Genomic DNA, 15343 nt, shown 5'->3' on the forward strand with positions numbered 1-15343 from the left:
TGTCTTTTTCCGGCGCCTGGCGCCATGCGATCAAGATTTGCCATAGAGCCGTCATGAAAAACGGCAAGTCAGCTCCCGCGTAGCGCGGGTTTGCTGGAGATCCCCGCATCCGTGCGGGGCAACGCCGACATGACAGCCGGCGCAGATTCTTTACATTTTCGGCATGCCGCCGCCGGGCAACATACCGCCCATGCCGCGCATCATCTTGGCCATTCCGCCCTTGGCGGAGAATTTCTTCATCATCTTCTGCATCTGCTTGTGCTGCTTGATCAAGCGACCGATGTCCTGCACCTGGGTGCCGGAACCCATGGCGATACGGCGTTTGCGCGAACCGCTGATCAGCTCAGGGTCGCGGCGCTCGGCCGGGGTCATGGAGTTGATGATGGCTTCCATCTGCTTGAACTGCTTTTCAGCCGCACCCTGGGCATTGCCCATCTGCGCCAGGTTCACGCCACCGATGTTCGGCAGTTTGTCCATGAGGCCGCCAAGGCCGCCCATGTTCTTCATTTGTTGCAGCTGGTCGCGGAAGTCTTCGAGGTCGAAGCCCTTGCCCTTCTTCAGCTTCTTGGCCAGTTTGTCGGCCTTGTCCTTGTCGAGGGTCTGTTCGGCCTGCTCGATCAGGCTGAGCACGTCGCCCATGCCGAGGATGCGCGAAGCGATACGCTCGGGGTGGAACGGCTCGAGCGCTTCGCTCTTCTCGCCCATACCGATGAACTTGATCGGCTTGCCGGTGATGGCGCGTACCGACAGCGCGGCACCGCCACGGGCGTCACCGTCGACCTTGGTCAGGATCACGCCGGTCAACGGCAGTGCATCACCGAACGCCTTGGCGGTGTTGGCCGCGTCCTGGCCGGTCATGGCATCGACCACGAACAGGGTTTCCACCGGGTTGATCGCGGCATGCAGCGCCTTGATCTCGCCCATCATTTCTTCATCGATGTGCAGGCGACCGGCGGTATCGACGATGACCACGTCGATGAATTTCAGTTTTGCTTCTTTAATAGCCGCCTGGGCGATGTCCACCGGCTTCTGGCTCAGGTCGGACGGGAAGAACGTCACGCCGATGTCGTTGGCCAGGGTTTCCAGTTGCTTGATCGCCGCCGGACGGTAGATGTCCGCCGACACCACCATCACCGACTTCTTCTTGCGCTCTTTAAGGAAGCGCGCCAGCTTGCCGGCTGTCGTGGTCTTGCCCGCGCCCTGCAGACCAGCCATCAGCACCACCGCTGGCGGTACGGCGCTCAGGTTCAGGTCTTCGTTGGCGGCGCCCATCAGGCTTTCGAGTTCGGCCTGGACGATCTTCACGAACGCCTGGCCCGGTGTCAGGCTGCGCGACACTTCGGTGCCGACGGCGCGTTCCTTGACCGAATTGACGAAGTCCTTGACCACCGGCAGGGCGACGTCGGCTTCGAGCAACGCCATGCGCACTTCGCGCAGGGTGTCTTTGATGTTGTCCTCGGTCAGTTTCGCCTTGCCGGTGACATGGCGCAGCGTCTGCGAGAGACGGTCGGTTAGGTTTTCAAACATGCGCGATCCTTTCAGGCCCAGATGAGACCGGGATAATGGCGGCCCAGACCGTGAAAAATGTGCTCGGCGAGCCTGCGGCGTGGGCAGGTCGCGGATTATAGCGAAGAAGCGGGCTACGTACACCTTACTGTCAGTTGCTGTGGTCTTTCGTGCGGAGGGGGTTCTATGCCAAACTCAGCGCCTTTCGGGCTTGCCTAACAGGATTTATGCTCCCCTTGTCACCCAGCTTGCTTGCCACGCTCGCCGCCGCCTGCCTTTATGCCGCTGCGACCCTCTATCAAGGCACCCGCCTGGCCACCGGCGCCAAGGCGAACAAACGCCTGCTGGTCACGCTTGGCGTGCTGGCGGTGCTCGGCCACGCGGCCAGCCTTTATACCCACCTGATGACGCCGATCGGCCTGGGCCTGGACTTTTTCAACGCCGCCAGCCTGATCGCCGTCGCCGTGATCGCCCTGACGCTGCTGGCCTGCTCGCGCATCCCGGTGGAAAACCTGCTGGTGCTACTGTTCCCGCTGGGGCTGGCCACGGTGCTGCTGGCGCAGTTCGCGCCGTCGGGCACGGTGCAGATCATCGACGAAGAGCCGGGCATCCTTGCCCATATCCTGCTGTCGATCCTTGCCTATGGCCTGTTCACCATCGCGGTGTTCCAGGCCTTGCTGCTGCTGGTGCAGGACCACCAGCTCAAAAACAAGCACCCGTCCGGACTGATCCGCAATTTCCCGCCATTGCAAACCATGGAAAGCCTGCTGTTCGGCTTCCTCTGGGCCGGCTGGAGCCTGCTGTCGCTGTCGCTGATCTCCGGCTGGCTGTTCGTCGAGAACCTGTTCGCCCAGCACCTGGTACACAAGACCCTGCTGGCCTGCCTGGCCTGGATAGTCTTCAGCGTGCTGCTGTGGGGCCGCAACCGCCTCGGCTGGCGCGGCCACAAGGCGATTCGCTGGACCCTGGCTGGTTTCTGCCTGCTGATGCTCGCGTACTTCGGCAGCAAGCTGGTTCGCGAATACATCCTGCATGTGTGACGGACGGCCCTGATGGATACGTTGCCCGTGGCGCCGCTGTTTGCCGTGCTCGTGGTGCTGATCCTCTGGTCGGCCCTGTTCACCGCCATCGAAGCCGCCCAGCAGCACCTGCTGGCCCAGCGCACGGCCTCGCGCGCCAGTGACAAACCGCTGGCAACGCTGACATTCCCGCTGGCCAGCCTGATCCTGTGCAATACCCTCTGTCGCACCCTGGCCGTGGTCATCGGCACCTTGCTGGCGATTTTTACCTGGCTGGAAAACGGCCCTTGGGTAGCCTGGCTCGGCACCAGCGCCGCCCTGCTGGTATTTGCCGACTACCTGCCGCGCACCTTGGCCACCCGCCAGCCCGAAGCGGTGCTGGCGCTGGGCAACGCCTTGCTTGGCATACCGTTGAAGATCCTCTATCCGTTTGCCTGGCTGTTGAATGGTGCCAGCCAATTGTTGCTGCGCCCCTTTGCGCGCAAAGCCAGCATGGTGCAACAGAGCGACGACGAAATGCCCGCGCCACCGCGCAGCGAGCACGAACCTGAGCACGGCAGCAGCCGACTGCATCCGATTTCCGGCATCCACGCCCTGGACAACATCACCGTCAACGATATCCTCGTGCCCCGCAGCGAGGTCGACGGAATCAACCTCGACGACCCCATCGGCGAGATCATCGAACAGCTGCGCCTGAACCGTCGCACCCGCCTGCCGGTGTTCCACAGCGACATCAACCAGGTCGAAGCGGTGCTCAACACGCGCCAGATCCGTCATTTGCTGGCGGATGCGAGCCTGACCCAGGAAGCGCTACTGGCCGCCTCCCACGAGCCCTACTTCGTCCCTGAAAGCACGCCACTGCAACTGCAATTGCTGAATTTCCACAAGCAGCAGCGGCGCCTGGGCATGGTGGTGGACGAATACGGCGAAGTGCTGGGTATCGTCACCCTGGAAGACATCCTCGAAGAAATCGTCGGCGAATTCGAAAGCGAGCACAGCCTCGACAACCCCCACGTGCACCCCCAGCCCGATGGTCGCCTGATGATCGATGGCGCGGCGTCGATCCGCGAATTGAACAGGACCCTTGGCTGGCATCTGCCTTGCGACGGCCCCAAGACCCTCAACGGGCTGGTGACCGAAGCCCTGGAAACCATCCCCGAAAGCCCGGTGTGCCTGAAGATCGGTCGTTATCGACTGGAAATCATCGAGACCGTGGACAACCGTGTCAGCCAGGTGCTGGCGTGGCATAACAGTTCGGTGCCCACGGCTTCCTGAATCCCCCCAGGCTCAAGGTAAAACACAGTTGTGCCGAGGGGATTTATCCCCTCGCCACAAAAAGCCCAGCGCACGCTTCAATATTGTGGGCCAGCTCACTTGTTGAATCGTTAGCCTCCTTCCTATACTCAATCCGCTTACCCAGCCCCGCCCGAACCTCGTGCTTACCCGCACCCAGCCGGTTCATCGGCAAAATCCGCATCAGTCCTGCGACTGTTCCTACCCGAAACAGCGAAAGGATACCCGCCCATATCCCTGGGTGTTCGACCATAATAATTCGCTCCAATGGAGCACATGACTGTCAGGGATAACCGCATGACGACCGCTACCTGCAACGAGGCTGTGTCTGCCCAGCCGACAAACTCGACCACACGCGTGGCCACCGCGAGTTTCATCGGCACCGCCATCGAGTTCTACGATTTCTACGTCTACGCCACGGCTGCGGCCCTGGTGATCGGGCCGGTGTTCTTCCCGCAAACCTCAGGCACGGCACAGATGCTGTCGTCCTTCCTGACGTTCGGCATCGCCTTCCTTGCCCGCCCGCTGGGCTCTGCGCTGTTCGGCCATTTCGGCGACCGGATCGGGCGCAAGTCGACGCTGGTGGCGTCCCTGCTGCTGATGGGCGTGTGCACCACCCTCATCGGCGTGCTGCCCGGCTACGCCAGCATTGGCGCCTGGGCGCCGATCCTGCTGTGCGTGCTGCGTTTCGGCCAGGGCCTGGGGTTGGGCGGTGAATGGGGCGGCGCGGCGCTGCTCGCCACCGAGAACGCGCCCAAGGGCAAGCGCGCCTGGTTCGGCATGTTCCCCCAACTGGGGCCCTCCATCGGCTTCCTGGCGGCCAACGGGCTGTTCCTGACCCTGGCCATGAGCCTGGACGATGAGCAATTTCGCGCCTGGGGTTGGCGGATTCCGTTCCTGCTCAGTGCAGTACTGGTGATCGTCGGCCTCTATGTTCGACTCAAGCTCCATGAAACCCCGGTGTTCGCCAATGCCATGGCCCGCCAGGAGCGGGTGAAAGTGCCGTTGGTCGAGCTGTTCAGCCAGTACTGGGCGCCAACCTTGCTGGGCGCGGCGGCGATGGTGGTGTGTTACGCGCTGTTCTATATCTCGACGGTGTTTTCCCTGAGCTACGGCGTGTCCACCCTCGGCTACAGCCGCGAGACCTTCCTGGGCCTGCTGTGCTTTGCCGTGCTGTTCATGGCCGCCGCTACGCCCCTGTCGGCCTGGGCCAGCGACCGCTACGGGCGCAAACCGGTGCTGATCGTCGGCGGCGTGTTGGCGATTGCCTCGGGTTTCCTCATGGAACCTTTGCTGACCCACGGCTCGACCGGCGGCGTGGCGCTGTTCCTGTGCATCGAGCTGTTCCTGATGGGCGTGACCTTCGCCCCCATGGGCGCCTTGCTGCCGGAACTGTTTCCCACCCACGTGCGCTACACCGGCGCCTCGGCGGCCTACAACCTGGGCGGCATCGTCGGCGCCTCGGCCGCGCCGTTCTTCGCCCAGAAACTGGTGGCAATGGGTGGTTTGAGTTATGTCGGGGGCTACGTTTCAGCGGCCGCGCTGCTCAGCGTGATCGCCGTGCTGTGCTTGAAGGAAACGCGTCATAACGACTTGAACCGGGTTGCCTGACGCGAACCCGCAGGCGCGGCTGCTGGCTGCGATCTTTTGAGCTTTCGCTTGAGATTCAAGCGTCAGGGGAAAGATCGCAGCCTGGCTTCGCTCGGCAGTTCCTACGGGGCAAAACCGGTCAATGAAATAACCGCTAACAATCACCCGCCATTGAAACCACCCCCCACCTGCCCCATCTAAGACCCATACTCCATTGCGCAGGTGCCCCATGAGCGACCAGCACTCTACCGAAGCCACCAACGAATACGCTGACTCCGAACACATCGAACACACCTCCTCCGGCACCGGCCTGGCCCTGCCTGGACAGAACTTGCCGGACAAGGTCTACATCATCCCGATCCACAATCGTCCGTTCTTCCCAGCCCAGGTGTTGCCGGTCATCGTCAACGAAGAACCGTGGGCCGAGACCCTGGAGCTGGTGGCCAAGTCCGACCATCACTCCCTGGCGCTGTTCTTCATGGACTCGCCCCAGGAAGACCCGCGTCATTTCGACACCTCGAAACTGCCGCTGTATGGCACGCTGGTGAAGGTGCACCACGCCAGCCGGGAAGGCGGCAAACTGCAATTCGTCGCCCAGGGCCTGACCCGCGTGCGTATCCGCACCTGGCTCAAGCACCATCGCCCACCGTACCTGGTGGAAGTCGAATATCCACACCAGCCGAGTGAGCCGACCGACGAGGTCAAGGCCTACGGCATGGCGCTGATCAACGCGATCAAGGAACTGCTGCCGCTCAACCCGCTGTACAGCGAAGAGCTGAAGAACTACCTCAACCGCTTCAGCCCCAACGACCCTTCGCCACTGACCGACTTTGCCGCTGCGCTCACCTCCGCTACCGGCAATGAGCTGCAGGAAGTGCTCGACTGCGTGCCCATGCTCAAGCGCATGGAAAAAGTCCTGCCGATGCTGCGCAAGGAAGTCGAAGTGGCGCGGCTGCAGAAAGAGATTTCCGCCGAGGTCAACAACAAGATCGGCGAACATCAGCGCGAGTTCTTCCTCAAGGAGCAGCTCAAGGTCATCCAGCAGGAGCTGGGGCTGACCAAGGACGACCGCAGCGCCGATATCGAACAGTTCGAGCAGCGGCTCGAAGGCAAGGTGCTGCCGGCCCAGGCACAGAAGCGCATCGAAGAGGAAATGAACAAACTCTCGATCCTGGAAACCGGTTCGCCGGAATATGCCGTCACCCGCAATTACCTGGATTGGGCAACCTCGGTGCCGTGGGGCGTGTATGGCCAGGACAAGCTTGACCTCAAGCACGCGCGCAAGGTGCTCGACCAGCACCACGCCGGCCTGGACGACATCAAGGACCGCATCCTGGAGTTCCTCGCCGTCGGCGCCTACAAAGGCGAGATCAGCGGCTCCATCGTACTGCTGGTCGGCCCGCCGGGCGTGGGCAAGACCAGCGTCGGCAAATCCATCGCCGAATCCCTGGGGCGGCCGTTCTACCGCTTCAGCCTCGGCGGCATGCGCGACGAAGCCGAGATCAAGGGCCATCGGCGCACCTACATCGGCGCCCAGCCGGGCAAGCTGGTGCAGGCGCTGAAAGATGTCGAAGTGATGAACCCGGTGATCATGCTCGACGAGATCGACAAGATGGGCCAGAGCTACCAGGGCGACCCGGCCTCGGCCCTGCTGGAGACCCTCGACCCGGAGCAGAACGTCGAATTCCTCGACCACTACCTGGACCTGCGCCTGGACCTGTCGAAAGTGCTCTTTGTCTGCACCGCCAACACCCTGGACTCGATCCCCGGCCCGCTGCTGGACCGGATGGAAGTGATCCGCCTGTCGGGCTACATCACCGAAGAAAAAGTCGCCATCGCCAAGCGTCACTTGTGGCCCAAGCAACTGGCCAAGGCTGGCGTGTCCAAGGGCAGCCTGAGTATCAACGACAGCGCCCTCAAGGCCCTGATCGACGGCTATGCCCGTGAAGCCGGGGTGCGACAGCTGGAGAAACAGCTGGGCAAACTGGTGCGCAAGGCGGTGATGAAGCTGATCGACGACCCCAAGGCCGTGATCAAGCTCGGGCCGAAGGACCTCGAAGCCTCCCTGGGCAAACCGGTATTTCGCAACGAGCAGGTGTTGTCCGGCATCGGCGTGATCACCGGCCTGGCCTGGACCAGCATGGGCGGCGCGACCTTGCCGATCGAGGCGACGCGCATCCACACCCTCAATCGCGGCTTCAAGCTGACCGGGCAACTGGGGGACGTGATGAAGGAATCGGCGGAAATCGCCCACAGCTATGTCAGTTCGCACCTGAAGCAATTTGGCGGCGATCCGAAGTTCTTTGACGAGGCCTTCGTTCACCTGCACGTACCGGAAGGCGCCACGCCCAAGGACGGACCGAGCGCCGGCGTGACCATGGCCAGCGCATTGCTGTCCCTGGCCCGCAACCAGCCGCCGAAAAAAGGCGTGGCCATGACCGGCGAACTGACCCTCACCGGGCACGTCCTGCCGATTGGCGGGGTGCGCGAGAAGGTCATCGCGGCGCGGCGGCAGAAAATCAACGAGCTGATCCTGCCGGAAGCCAACCGGGGCAACTTCGAAGAACTGCCGGACTACCTCAAGGAAGGCGTCACGGTGCACTTTGCCAAGCGGTTTGCGGATGTGGCCAAGGTGTTGTTCTGATGTTCCTCTAGCGCTTGTGCGGGCCCCATCGCGGGCAAGCCTTGCTCCCACCGGGTTAAATGTCGCTCACAGATTTTGTCTGCAACAAAGATCCATTGTGGGAGCAAGGCTTGCCCGCGAAGGCGGCATCAGCAACAACATATGCCCAGCTGACACACCCAGTATCATCTTCGGTTATGCTCGCCGTTCGTCGTAAATGCCGGAGCCACCACCCTTATGTCCCTCACCCGCCTGCTCGTCCCCCTCAGCCTCGCCCTGCTGAGCGCCTGCGCCACGCAAACCGGCAACAACGTGACCGTGGAAAAACTGAGCCAGTGCCCGGTAAGGCTCAATAACGGGCAGAACCTGATCCTGAGCTTGCCCAGCAACCCCACCACCGGTTATCGCTGGGCGATCCAGGATTCGGCCGGTGGCGTGCTCAAAGGCTTGGGTCCGGAGGTTTATCGCAATCCTGAAGACGCCGGCATTGTTGGCGCCGCGGGTGTCTCGACCTGGCGCTTCCAAGCGTTCAGTACCGGCACCGGGCGCTTGCGCCTGACTTATCAACAGCCCTGGGCCCCGGAAGTGCCGCCCGTGGAAACCTTTGACTGCGCCATTTCGGTGAATTGACCGTGGGCTGGCTGATCCTTGCACTGATGGGCGCAGCCACCTACCTGTACGGCCTGAGCGTGCACGCCACACTCTTGTGCCTGCTGGTCAAGCCCATGCCGGTCCTGGCCCTGCTCGGCTGGCTGCACGATGCGCCGCCCAGTGACTATCGGCGCTGGATCAGCCTCGGGCTGATTTTTTCGCTGGTGGGTGATGTGTTGCTGGCCTGGCCGGGGGATCTGTTCGTGTTCGGCCTCGGCGCGTTTCTGCTGGCGCACCTGGCCTACCTGAAAGCCTACCTCAGCGACTGCCGCCGCCCGGCACTGCTGCCATTGGCCCTGGCCTTGGGCATCGGCGCGGTGCTATTGGGGATTCTGGTCTCGAACGGCCTCGGGCCGTTGCTGGTGCCGGTGATTGTCTACGGCCTGGCCATCAGCGCCATGCTTTGGCGAGCGTTGGCGCGGCTGGGCAGCGGCGTGCCGAAACGCTCGGCCTGGCTGGCCGCCGCCGGGGCACTGGCGTTTGTGTTCTCCGACAGCCTGATCGGCATCAACCGGTTCGTGCAGCCCTTCCATGCCGCGCCTTACCTGATCATCGTCAGTTATTGGCTGGGCCAATGGGGGATTACGGCGTCGGCGTTTATCCAAAAGCGGCACTGAGCAAAGATAAATGTGGGAGCAAGGTCTGTGGGAGCAAGGCTTGCCCCACAAAGCTCGCTCCCACAGTTTTTTTGGTTAAAATGCCGGCCTTTTCACCACCCATGCCGCTGGAACCGCCGTGAGCAAAGACCCCGATCGCCTATTCGCCCAACCCCTGGCCCAAGTGCCGGACTTCGCCTTCAACGAGGACGTGGTGCGGGTGTTTCCGGACATGATCAAGCGTTCGGTGCCGGGCTACCCGACCATCGTCGAAAACCTCGGCGTGCTCGCCGCGCAATTCGCCCAGCCCAATAGCGTGCTCTACGACCTGGGCTCGTCCCTGGGCGCCGTGACCCAGGCCCTGCGCCGCCACGTGCGCACCGACGGTTGCCGGGTAATCGCTGTGGATAACTCGGCGGCCATGGTCGAGCGCTGCCGCGAATACCTCAACGGCCAGGACTCGATGTTCCAGGAGCTGCTGCCGGTGGAAGTGATCGAAGGCGACATCCTCGCCCTGACGTTCCAGCCGGCCTCGGTGGTGGCACTGAACTTCACCCTGCAATTCATCGCGCCGGACCAACGCACCGCATTGTTGAGCCGCATTCGCCAGTCCTTGCTGCCCGGTGGCGCCCTGATCCTGTCGGAAAAGTTGCGTTTCAACGATGCCGAGGAACACGCCCTGCTCACCGACCTGCACGTGGCGTTCAAGCGCGCCAACGGCTATAGCGAGCTGGAAATTGCCCAGAAACGCAGCGCCATCGAAAACGTCATGAAGCCCGACAGCCTCGAAGAACACCGCGAACGCCTGCTGGCGGCCGGGTTCTCGAAAGTCGTGCCGTGGTTCCAGTGTCTTAACTTCGCCTCGTTGATTGCCCTGCCATGATTGATCTGTCCCCCCTCGCCCGCCATCTGGCCGGCACGCCCCTGGCCGATTGGGCCGCGACGCTGCAGACGCAACTCGACAGCAAGATGGAAAAGGGCCATGGCGATCTGGAGCGTTGGCAAAGCGCACTCGATGCGCTACCGGCCTTGCAACCCACCACGGTCGACCTGCTGAACTGCCTGACGCTCGACACCGATTGTTCCGACGAAACCCGTGCGCAAATGCGTACCGCGTTGATGGGCCTGTCGCCATGGCGCAAAGGACCTTTCGACCTGTTTGGCGTGCACGTGGACACTGAATGGCGCTCGGACTGGAAGTGGTCACGAGTGGCCCCGCACCTGGACCTGAAAGGCAAACGCATCCTCGATGTGGGCTGCGGCAACGGCTATTACATGTGGCGAATGCTCGGCGCCGGAGCTGACACGGTGATCGGCGTCGACCCCAACTGGCTGTTCTTCTGCCAGTTCCAGGCGGTGCAGCGCTACCTGTCGCAGCCCAACGCCTGGCACCTGCCGTTCCCGTTCGAGGCCCTGCCAGCGGAGCTGGAAGGTTTCGACACGGTGTTCTCCATGGGCGTGTTCTACCACCGGCGCTCGCCGATCGAGCACCTGCTGGCTTTGAAGGACTGCCTGGTCAAGGGCGGCGAACTGGTGCTGGAAACCCTGGTGATCGAGGGCGACGAACACCAGGTGCTGGTGCCCGAGGACCGCTACGCGCAGATGCGCAACGTGTGGTTCCTGCCGTCGGTCCCGGCCCTGGAGCGCTGGCTGCGCCGCGCCGGGTTCAGCGATGTGCGTTGCGTGGACGTGAGCCTGACCACCGTAGAGGAACAGCGCAGTACCGAGTGGATGAAGTATCAGTCGCTGAGCGACTTCCTCGACCCCACCGACCACAGCAAAACCATCGAAGGGCTGCCGGCGCCGATGCGGGCGGTGATCGTGGCGCGCAAGTAAATCGCCCAAGCTGAATCACCCAAGCACCACAAAACCCCTGTGGGAGCAAGGCTTGCCCGCGATGGAGGCACCGCGGTCTATAGCAAGGCCGCGTTATCGTTCATCGCGGGCAAGCCTTGCTCCCACAAAGGTTCACTCCCACAAAGGTTCACTCCCACAGAGGTTCACTCCCACAAAGGTTCACTCCCACAGAGGTTCACTCCCACAGGGGGACGGTGTCAGTCTGAGGGCTTGGCTCTTCGGGCCTTGAAGAACTCACTCAGCACGGTGCTGCATTCCTCCGCCAGCACCCCGCCCTCGTACATCACCCGATGGTTCAGGAAACCCTGGCTGAAGAACTGCCCCTGGCTCTGCACGATGCCGGCCTTGGGCTCCAGGGCGCCGTAGACGACCCGGGCGATACGCGAATGGACGATCAGGCCAGCGCACATGCTGCATGGCTCCAACGTCACATACAGCGTGCTGCCGGGCAGGCGATAGTTGCTCACCGCCTGGGCGGCGGCGCGGATGGCGACCATTTCCGCATGGGCACTGGGGTCGTGGCCGCTGATGGGGCAGTTGAAGCCGCGCCCGATGATCTCGCCGTCCTGCACCAGCACTGCGCCCACCGGCACTTCGCCCAGGGCTGCGCCTTGTGCGGCGAGGGCCAGGGCTTCGCGCATGAAGTCCTGGTCACGGCTGCGGTCGATGATCCTGGCAGGGCGAATCTGGCGCATCAAGCCACCTCGATGGCGGCCATCAGGCCGGTTTCCATGTGGTCGATCACATGGCAGTGGAACATCCACACGCCTGGATTATCCGCCACCAGCGCCACCTGCGCCCGTTCGTTCTTGCCCAGCAGGTAAGTGTCGGTGAAATACGGCACGACCTTGTGCCGGTTCGACGCGATAACCTTGAAACTCATGCCGTGCAAATGGATCGGGTGCTGGTACTGGGTCATGTTCTTCAATTCGAAAATGTAGCTCTGGCCTTTCTTCAGCGTGGCGATCGGCCGGTCGGCGCAGGTCTTGTCGGTGATGTCCCAGGCCTTGCCGTTGATCTGCCACAGGCTCGGCGGCTTGCCATTGTCGACATTGACCGACACCGAGCCGACCCATTCGAAATTGAAGTTGAGTTTTTCGGCATTGGCCAGGTCCGGCTCCGACACCGGGTTGGGCGGCAGCGCCGGCGGCCATTGGCTCGGCGCGTCACTGTTAGGCACCGAACGCAGGGTGCCCAGGCGCACCGGGCCATTGCGCAACGACAACTCTTCACCGGCTGGCGGTGCCTTGATCGCCAGGCAAATGCGCATGCCCGGGCCGAGCCAGTATTCCTTGCCCAACGGGCGCGGTTCGATGGGGTTGCCGTCCAGCGCATAGATCTGCGCTTCTACGCCTGGGATGTTGATGCGATACGTCAGGGTGTTGTCCAGGTTGAGCAAGCGCACCCGGGTGATCTGCCCGGCCGGCAGGTCAATCACCGCTTGCGCCACGCCGTTGATGGTCGCCAGCCGGCCGGCCGTGCCACCACGCGCCGCTTCACGGGGAATGCTGAACGCGACGAACTCGCCCTGCTCGTCCACATGCCAGCTCTTGAGGCTCAGGGTCTGCTCGTATTTGAAGCCGGTGGGCTCACGCTCTTCGATGATCAACGGTCCCACCAGCCCCCGCCCAAGCTCTTCGCTGCTGTTGACGTGAGGGTGATACCAATAGCTGCCGGCGTCTGGCACACGGAACTTGTAATCGAAATACTCGCCCGGCAACACCGGCAATTGCGAGACATACGGCACGCCGTCCATCTCCAGCGGCAAACGGATCCCGTGCCAATGAATGGTGGTGGCGACCGGCAGGTGATTGATAAAGCGTACCCGCAACCATTCGCCCTGGCGCACCCGCAGCTCGGTGCCCGGCGCCGAGGGGCCAAACGCCCAGGCCTGGGTCTTGTGCCCGGCCACCAGCTCGACGTCCAGCGGAGCGGCGATCAATTCATAGTCATGACCGGCCTCGGCATCGGCGCGCTTGCCCAACCAATACCGTGACGCACCTCCCGCACCCACGCCAACGACAACAAGACCGGCCAGGCCACCGAGTATTTGGCGACGGGTAAAGGACATGAACGCAACCACCTATTGAATCCGCGGCGAACCGTTGGGCCCGCAAAAGGCGAATACGATACACCCGCAGATGAGAAACGGTAAGGGCTGCAAAAATGAAAAAACCTATAGAAATTATCCACAGGTCTTCTCAGTCCCTATCAGCTCAACTTTCAGGGTTTCGACATCTCGGGCGCTTGATGTTGGTACCACCCCTGTGTTCCAAAGGTGACCTCCGGAAAGCTTAAATCCCGTCCCGCAATTCACGTGGCGACAGCCCATAGCGTGAGCGGAAGCGCACTGCAAAACGTGAGGCCGAGGCGTAACCACAGGCCCCGGCAATTTCACCGATCGGCCGAGAAGTGGTCTGCAGCCATTGCAACGCGGTCGCCAATCGAACGCCCTCCAGAATATTGCGGAAACTGTCCTCCTCATTCGCCAACTGGCGACGCAACGTCGACTCCCCCAGGTTCAGGTGCTGTGCGACATCCGCCACCGTCCAGTCTCTCTCCGGGCTGCCCATTACCAACTGCTGCACACGTTCGCAAAGTGGATCGTTGCGCCCCATCAGCAAGGGGCCGAGTCGGCCGCCAAGGCACAGGCCCAGGAGAACCGCTTCCCCATAATGTGTGCGTAATACCTGGGGGGCGTCATCCCTGATAGCAGTCAGCAACTGATCCCATGCCTGTATCGTGTGCCTGTCCAGGGGAACGCATAGATCACTCTTCAGTGCACCGCGACGGCTCATGATCTGCTGGCTATAACGGGTACTGAAGCTGCGCAATGTCGAGGCGGGAAAGGTCACCGCATCGGCGATGTAGTGGCCGTGGAGACCGGGCAGGTTTGAGAGACCCAACTCGCGCCCGGCCGGCATCAGTATCAGATGTTGCGGCCCGGCGCGCATCTCCCGGCCATCCCACTGCAACAACTTTTCCCCTTGTCGTACTCGACACAAAGTCGTCACGAACACCGGCACCCTTGACAAGGTCAGGGGCTGGCGCGCCCGAATGACACACGCATCGATAATATTTTCCCGGTGCTGTACGCCCTCACAAGGGTGCATCGTGCTTAACGTCCGTAAGTTGAAGTAATGGTCGCTTTGGCCAAGGCGTTGGCATTGAGCATGTACCCGACCAAAGCCCCGCTGGCCTGGTTGTCGAGCGCTAGCTTATCGACTTTCAATGCCCATACGGTGAATTGATAGCGATGGGGTTTATCCCCAACTGGAGGACACGCGCCGCCAAACTCGGATTGACCAAAGTCAGTTCGCCCTTGTACTGCACCGGCAGGCAAACTCGGCCCCGCCCCTCTTGGCAGGCTATGGACAGAAGCGGGCAGGTTAAAGACCGTCCAATGCCACCAACCGCTACCCGTCGGCGCATCGGGATCGTAGACCGTGATCGCGTAGCTTTTAGTGCCGGTGGGGGCGTTTATCCAGGAAAGCTGCGGGGAGGTGTTGCCGCCTTCGCAACCGAAGCCTTGGAACACTTCCCGCCGGGTCAATGGGCGATTGTCAGCAATGTCCTGGCTGGTCAGTGAAAAGTCGGCGGCATGTCCACTGAATACCACAGCCATGGAAAGTGCAGGCAGGATTGATCTGATGTTCATCGCGACTCCGTTTGAGGCTGAAAATGAAGCCAGAGTCTAGGTTGAACGCCAAATGGTCAGTGTGCCGAAACGCTCGACAATTGTGCCGAAATGCTCGATATCCGGAAGAGAGCACCATCGCCCCACTCGAAGCCGCTAGTGCGTCGGGTTACCGCGTGGCATGAAAAAAGCCAGCGCCGCCGCGGCAATGAACAGCGCCGGCACATCGCCGAGTAAATGCCCCATATGCCGGGTCCCATCCATCTCGACGTCGAAGGACTGCACGGCCATGATCGCGCCGTGCACGATGCTCGACCATACCGTGAACCAGATCAGGCTCAGGTGTTTCATCGGATCGCGCGACGCCTTCAGCAGGAACACTCCGAGGGTGGCGTAGATTCCGACAATCATCAGCGGATAGTGGGAATGGCCGCTGTGCCACGCCCAGCCAGACGGCCACAGGTTCATCAGCGGCCAGAACGCGAAGACGGCGATCAGGCCGACAACGATCAAAACCATACGCAAGGCGGCGAGTCGTTGGGTGTCGTTCATGGCTGGCTCCTTGTTTCGG

The 15343-nt window shown here is 62.1% G+C and carries 14 protein-coding genes; 8 read left to right on the plus strand and 6 right to left on the minus strand.

Features of this window, described 5'->3' with window-relative positions; genetic code table 11:
- Positions 1-150 precede the first annotated feature (150 nt).
- A complete protein-coding gene (gene ffh / locus AB4O09_RS25425) occupies positions 151-1527 on the minus strand; it encodes a signal recognition particle protein (protein WP_003198085.1) in 1377 nt (458 codons plus the stop codon).
- A gap of 206 nt (positions 1528-1733) precedes the next feature.
- On the opposite strand from ffh, the gene AB4O09_RS25430 reads away from it, so the two are divergent.
- The 8 genes from AB4O09_RS25430 (at position 1734) to cmoB (ending at position 11114) form a co-directional block, all read left to right on the plus strand.
- Positions 1734-2546: a cytochrome C assembly family protein gene (locus tag AB4O09_RS25430; RefSeq protein WP_003198083.1), complete on the plus strand. Its 813-nt coding sequence runs from the start codon at positions 1734-1736 to the stop codon at positions 2544-2546.
- Positions 2547-2558: 12 nt separating this feature from the next.
- On the plus strand, positions 2559-3800 hold the full coding sequence (locus AB4O09_RS25435) for an HlyC/CorC family transporter (RefSeq protein ID WP_003198082.1): 1242 nt from the start codon (positions 2559-2561) through the stop codon (positions 3798-3800).
- 315 nt (positions 3801-4115) lie between these two features.
- Positions 4116-5429 carry an MFS transporter gene (locus AB4O09_RS25440; RefSeq protein ID WP_003198081.1) on the plus strand — a complete coding sequence of 438 codons (1314 nt, stop codon included), beginning with the start codon at positions 4116-4118 and terminating at the stop codon, positions 5427-5429.
- Between the two features lie 208 nt (positions 5430-5637).
- Positions 5638-8052: an endopeptidase La gene (gene lon / locus AB4O09_RS25445; protein WP_003198079.1), complete on the plus strand. Its 2415-nt coding sequence runs from the start codon at positions 5638-5640 to the stop codon at positions 8050-8052.
- Positions 8053-8268: 216 nt separating this feature from the next.
- Positions 8269-8661: a protease inhibitor I42 family protein gene (locus AB4O09_RS25450; RefSeq protein ID WP_003198077.1), complete on the plus strand. Its 393-nt coding sequence runs from the start codon at positions 8269-8271 to the stop codon at positions 8659-8661.
- 2 nt (positions 8662-8663) lie between these two features.
- Positions 8664-9299, plus strand: a complete 636-nt coding sequence (locus tag AB4O09_RS25455) for a lysoplasmalogenase (RefSeq protein ID WP_003198074.1) — start codon at positions 8664-8666, stop codon at positions 9297-9299.
- A gap of 118 nt (positions 9300-9417) precedes the next feature.
- Entirely contained in the window at positions 9418-10161 is a 744-nt protein-coding gene (gene cmoA / locus AB4O09_RS25460) for a carboxy-S-adenosyl-L-methionine synthase CmoA (RefSeq protein ID WP_003198073.1), read from the plus strand.
- On the plus strand, positions 10158-11114 hold the full coding sequence (gene cmoB / locus AB4O09_RS25465) for a tRNA 5-methoxyuridine(34)/uridine 5-oxyacetic acid(34) synthase CmoB (RefSeq protein WP_003198070.1): 957 nt from the start codon (positions 10158-10160) through the stop codon (positions 11112-11114). The genes cmoA and cmoB overlap by 4 nt, the downstream gene beginning before the upstream one ends.
- Positions 11115-11332: 218 nt before the next feature.
- Here the strand turns inward: cmoB and tadA are convergent, their stop codons facing one another.
- The 5 genes from tadA to AB4O09_RS25490 form a co-directional block, all read right to left on the minus strand.
- Positions 11333-11830, minus strand: coding sequence for a tRNA adenosine(34) deaminase TadA (gene tadA / locus AB4O09_RS25470; protein WP_003198069.1), 498 nt, complete (start codon positions 11828-11830; stop codon positions 11333-11335).
- The gene (locus AB4O09_RS25475; RefSeq protein WP_003198067.1) at positions 11830-13206 is read right to left on the minus strand and encodes a multicopper oxidase family protein; all 1377 of its coding nucleotides are present in this window, start codon (positions 13204-13206) and stop codon (positions 11830-11832) included. Before AB4O09_RS25475 ends, tadA begins: the two co-directional genes overlap by 1 nt.
- 223 nt (positions 13207-13429) lie before the next feature.
- Positions 13430-14248, minus strand: a complete 819-nt coding sequence (locus AB4O09_RS25480; protein WP_460107591.1) for a helix-turn-helix transcriptional regulator — start codon at positions 14246-14248, stop codon at positions 13430-13432.
- Between the two features lie 5 nt (positions 14249-14253).
- Positions 14254-14793, minus strand: a complete 540-nt coding sequence (locus AB4O09_RS25485; RefSeq protein WP_013692345.1) for a kinase inhibitor — start codon at positions 14791-14793, stop codon at positions 14254-14256.
- A 135-nt stretch (positions 14794-14928) separates the two neighbouring features.
- Positions 14929-15324 carry a DUF6632 domain-containing protein gene (locus tag AB4O09_RS25490; protein WP_027913139.1) on the minus strand — a complete coding sequence of 132 codons (396 nt, stop codon included), beginning with the start codon at positions 15322-15324 and terminating at the stop codon, positions 14929-14931.
- Between the last annotated feature and the right edge of the window lie 19 nt (positions 15325-15343).

This window comes from Pseudomonas sp. H1_F01 (genome assembly GCF_054681425.1).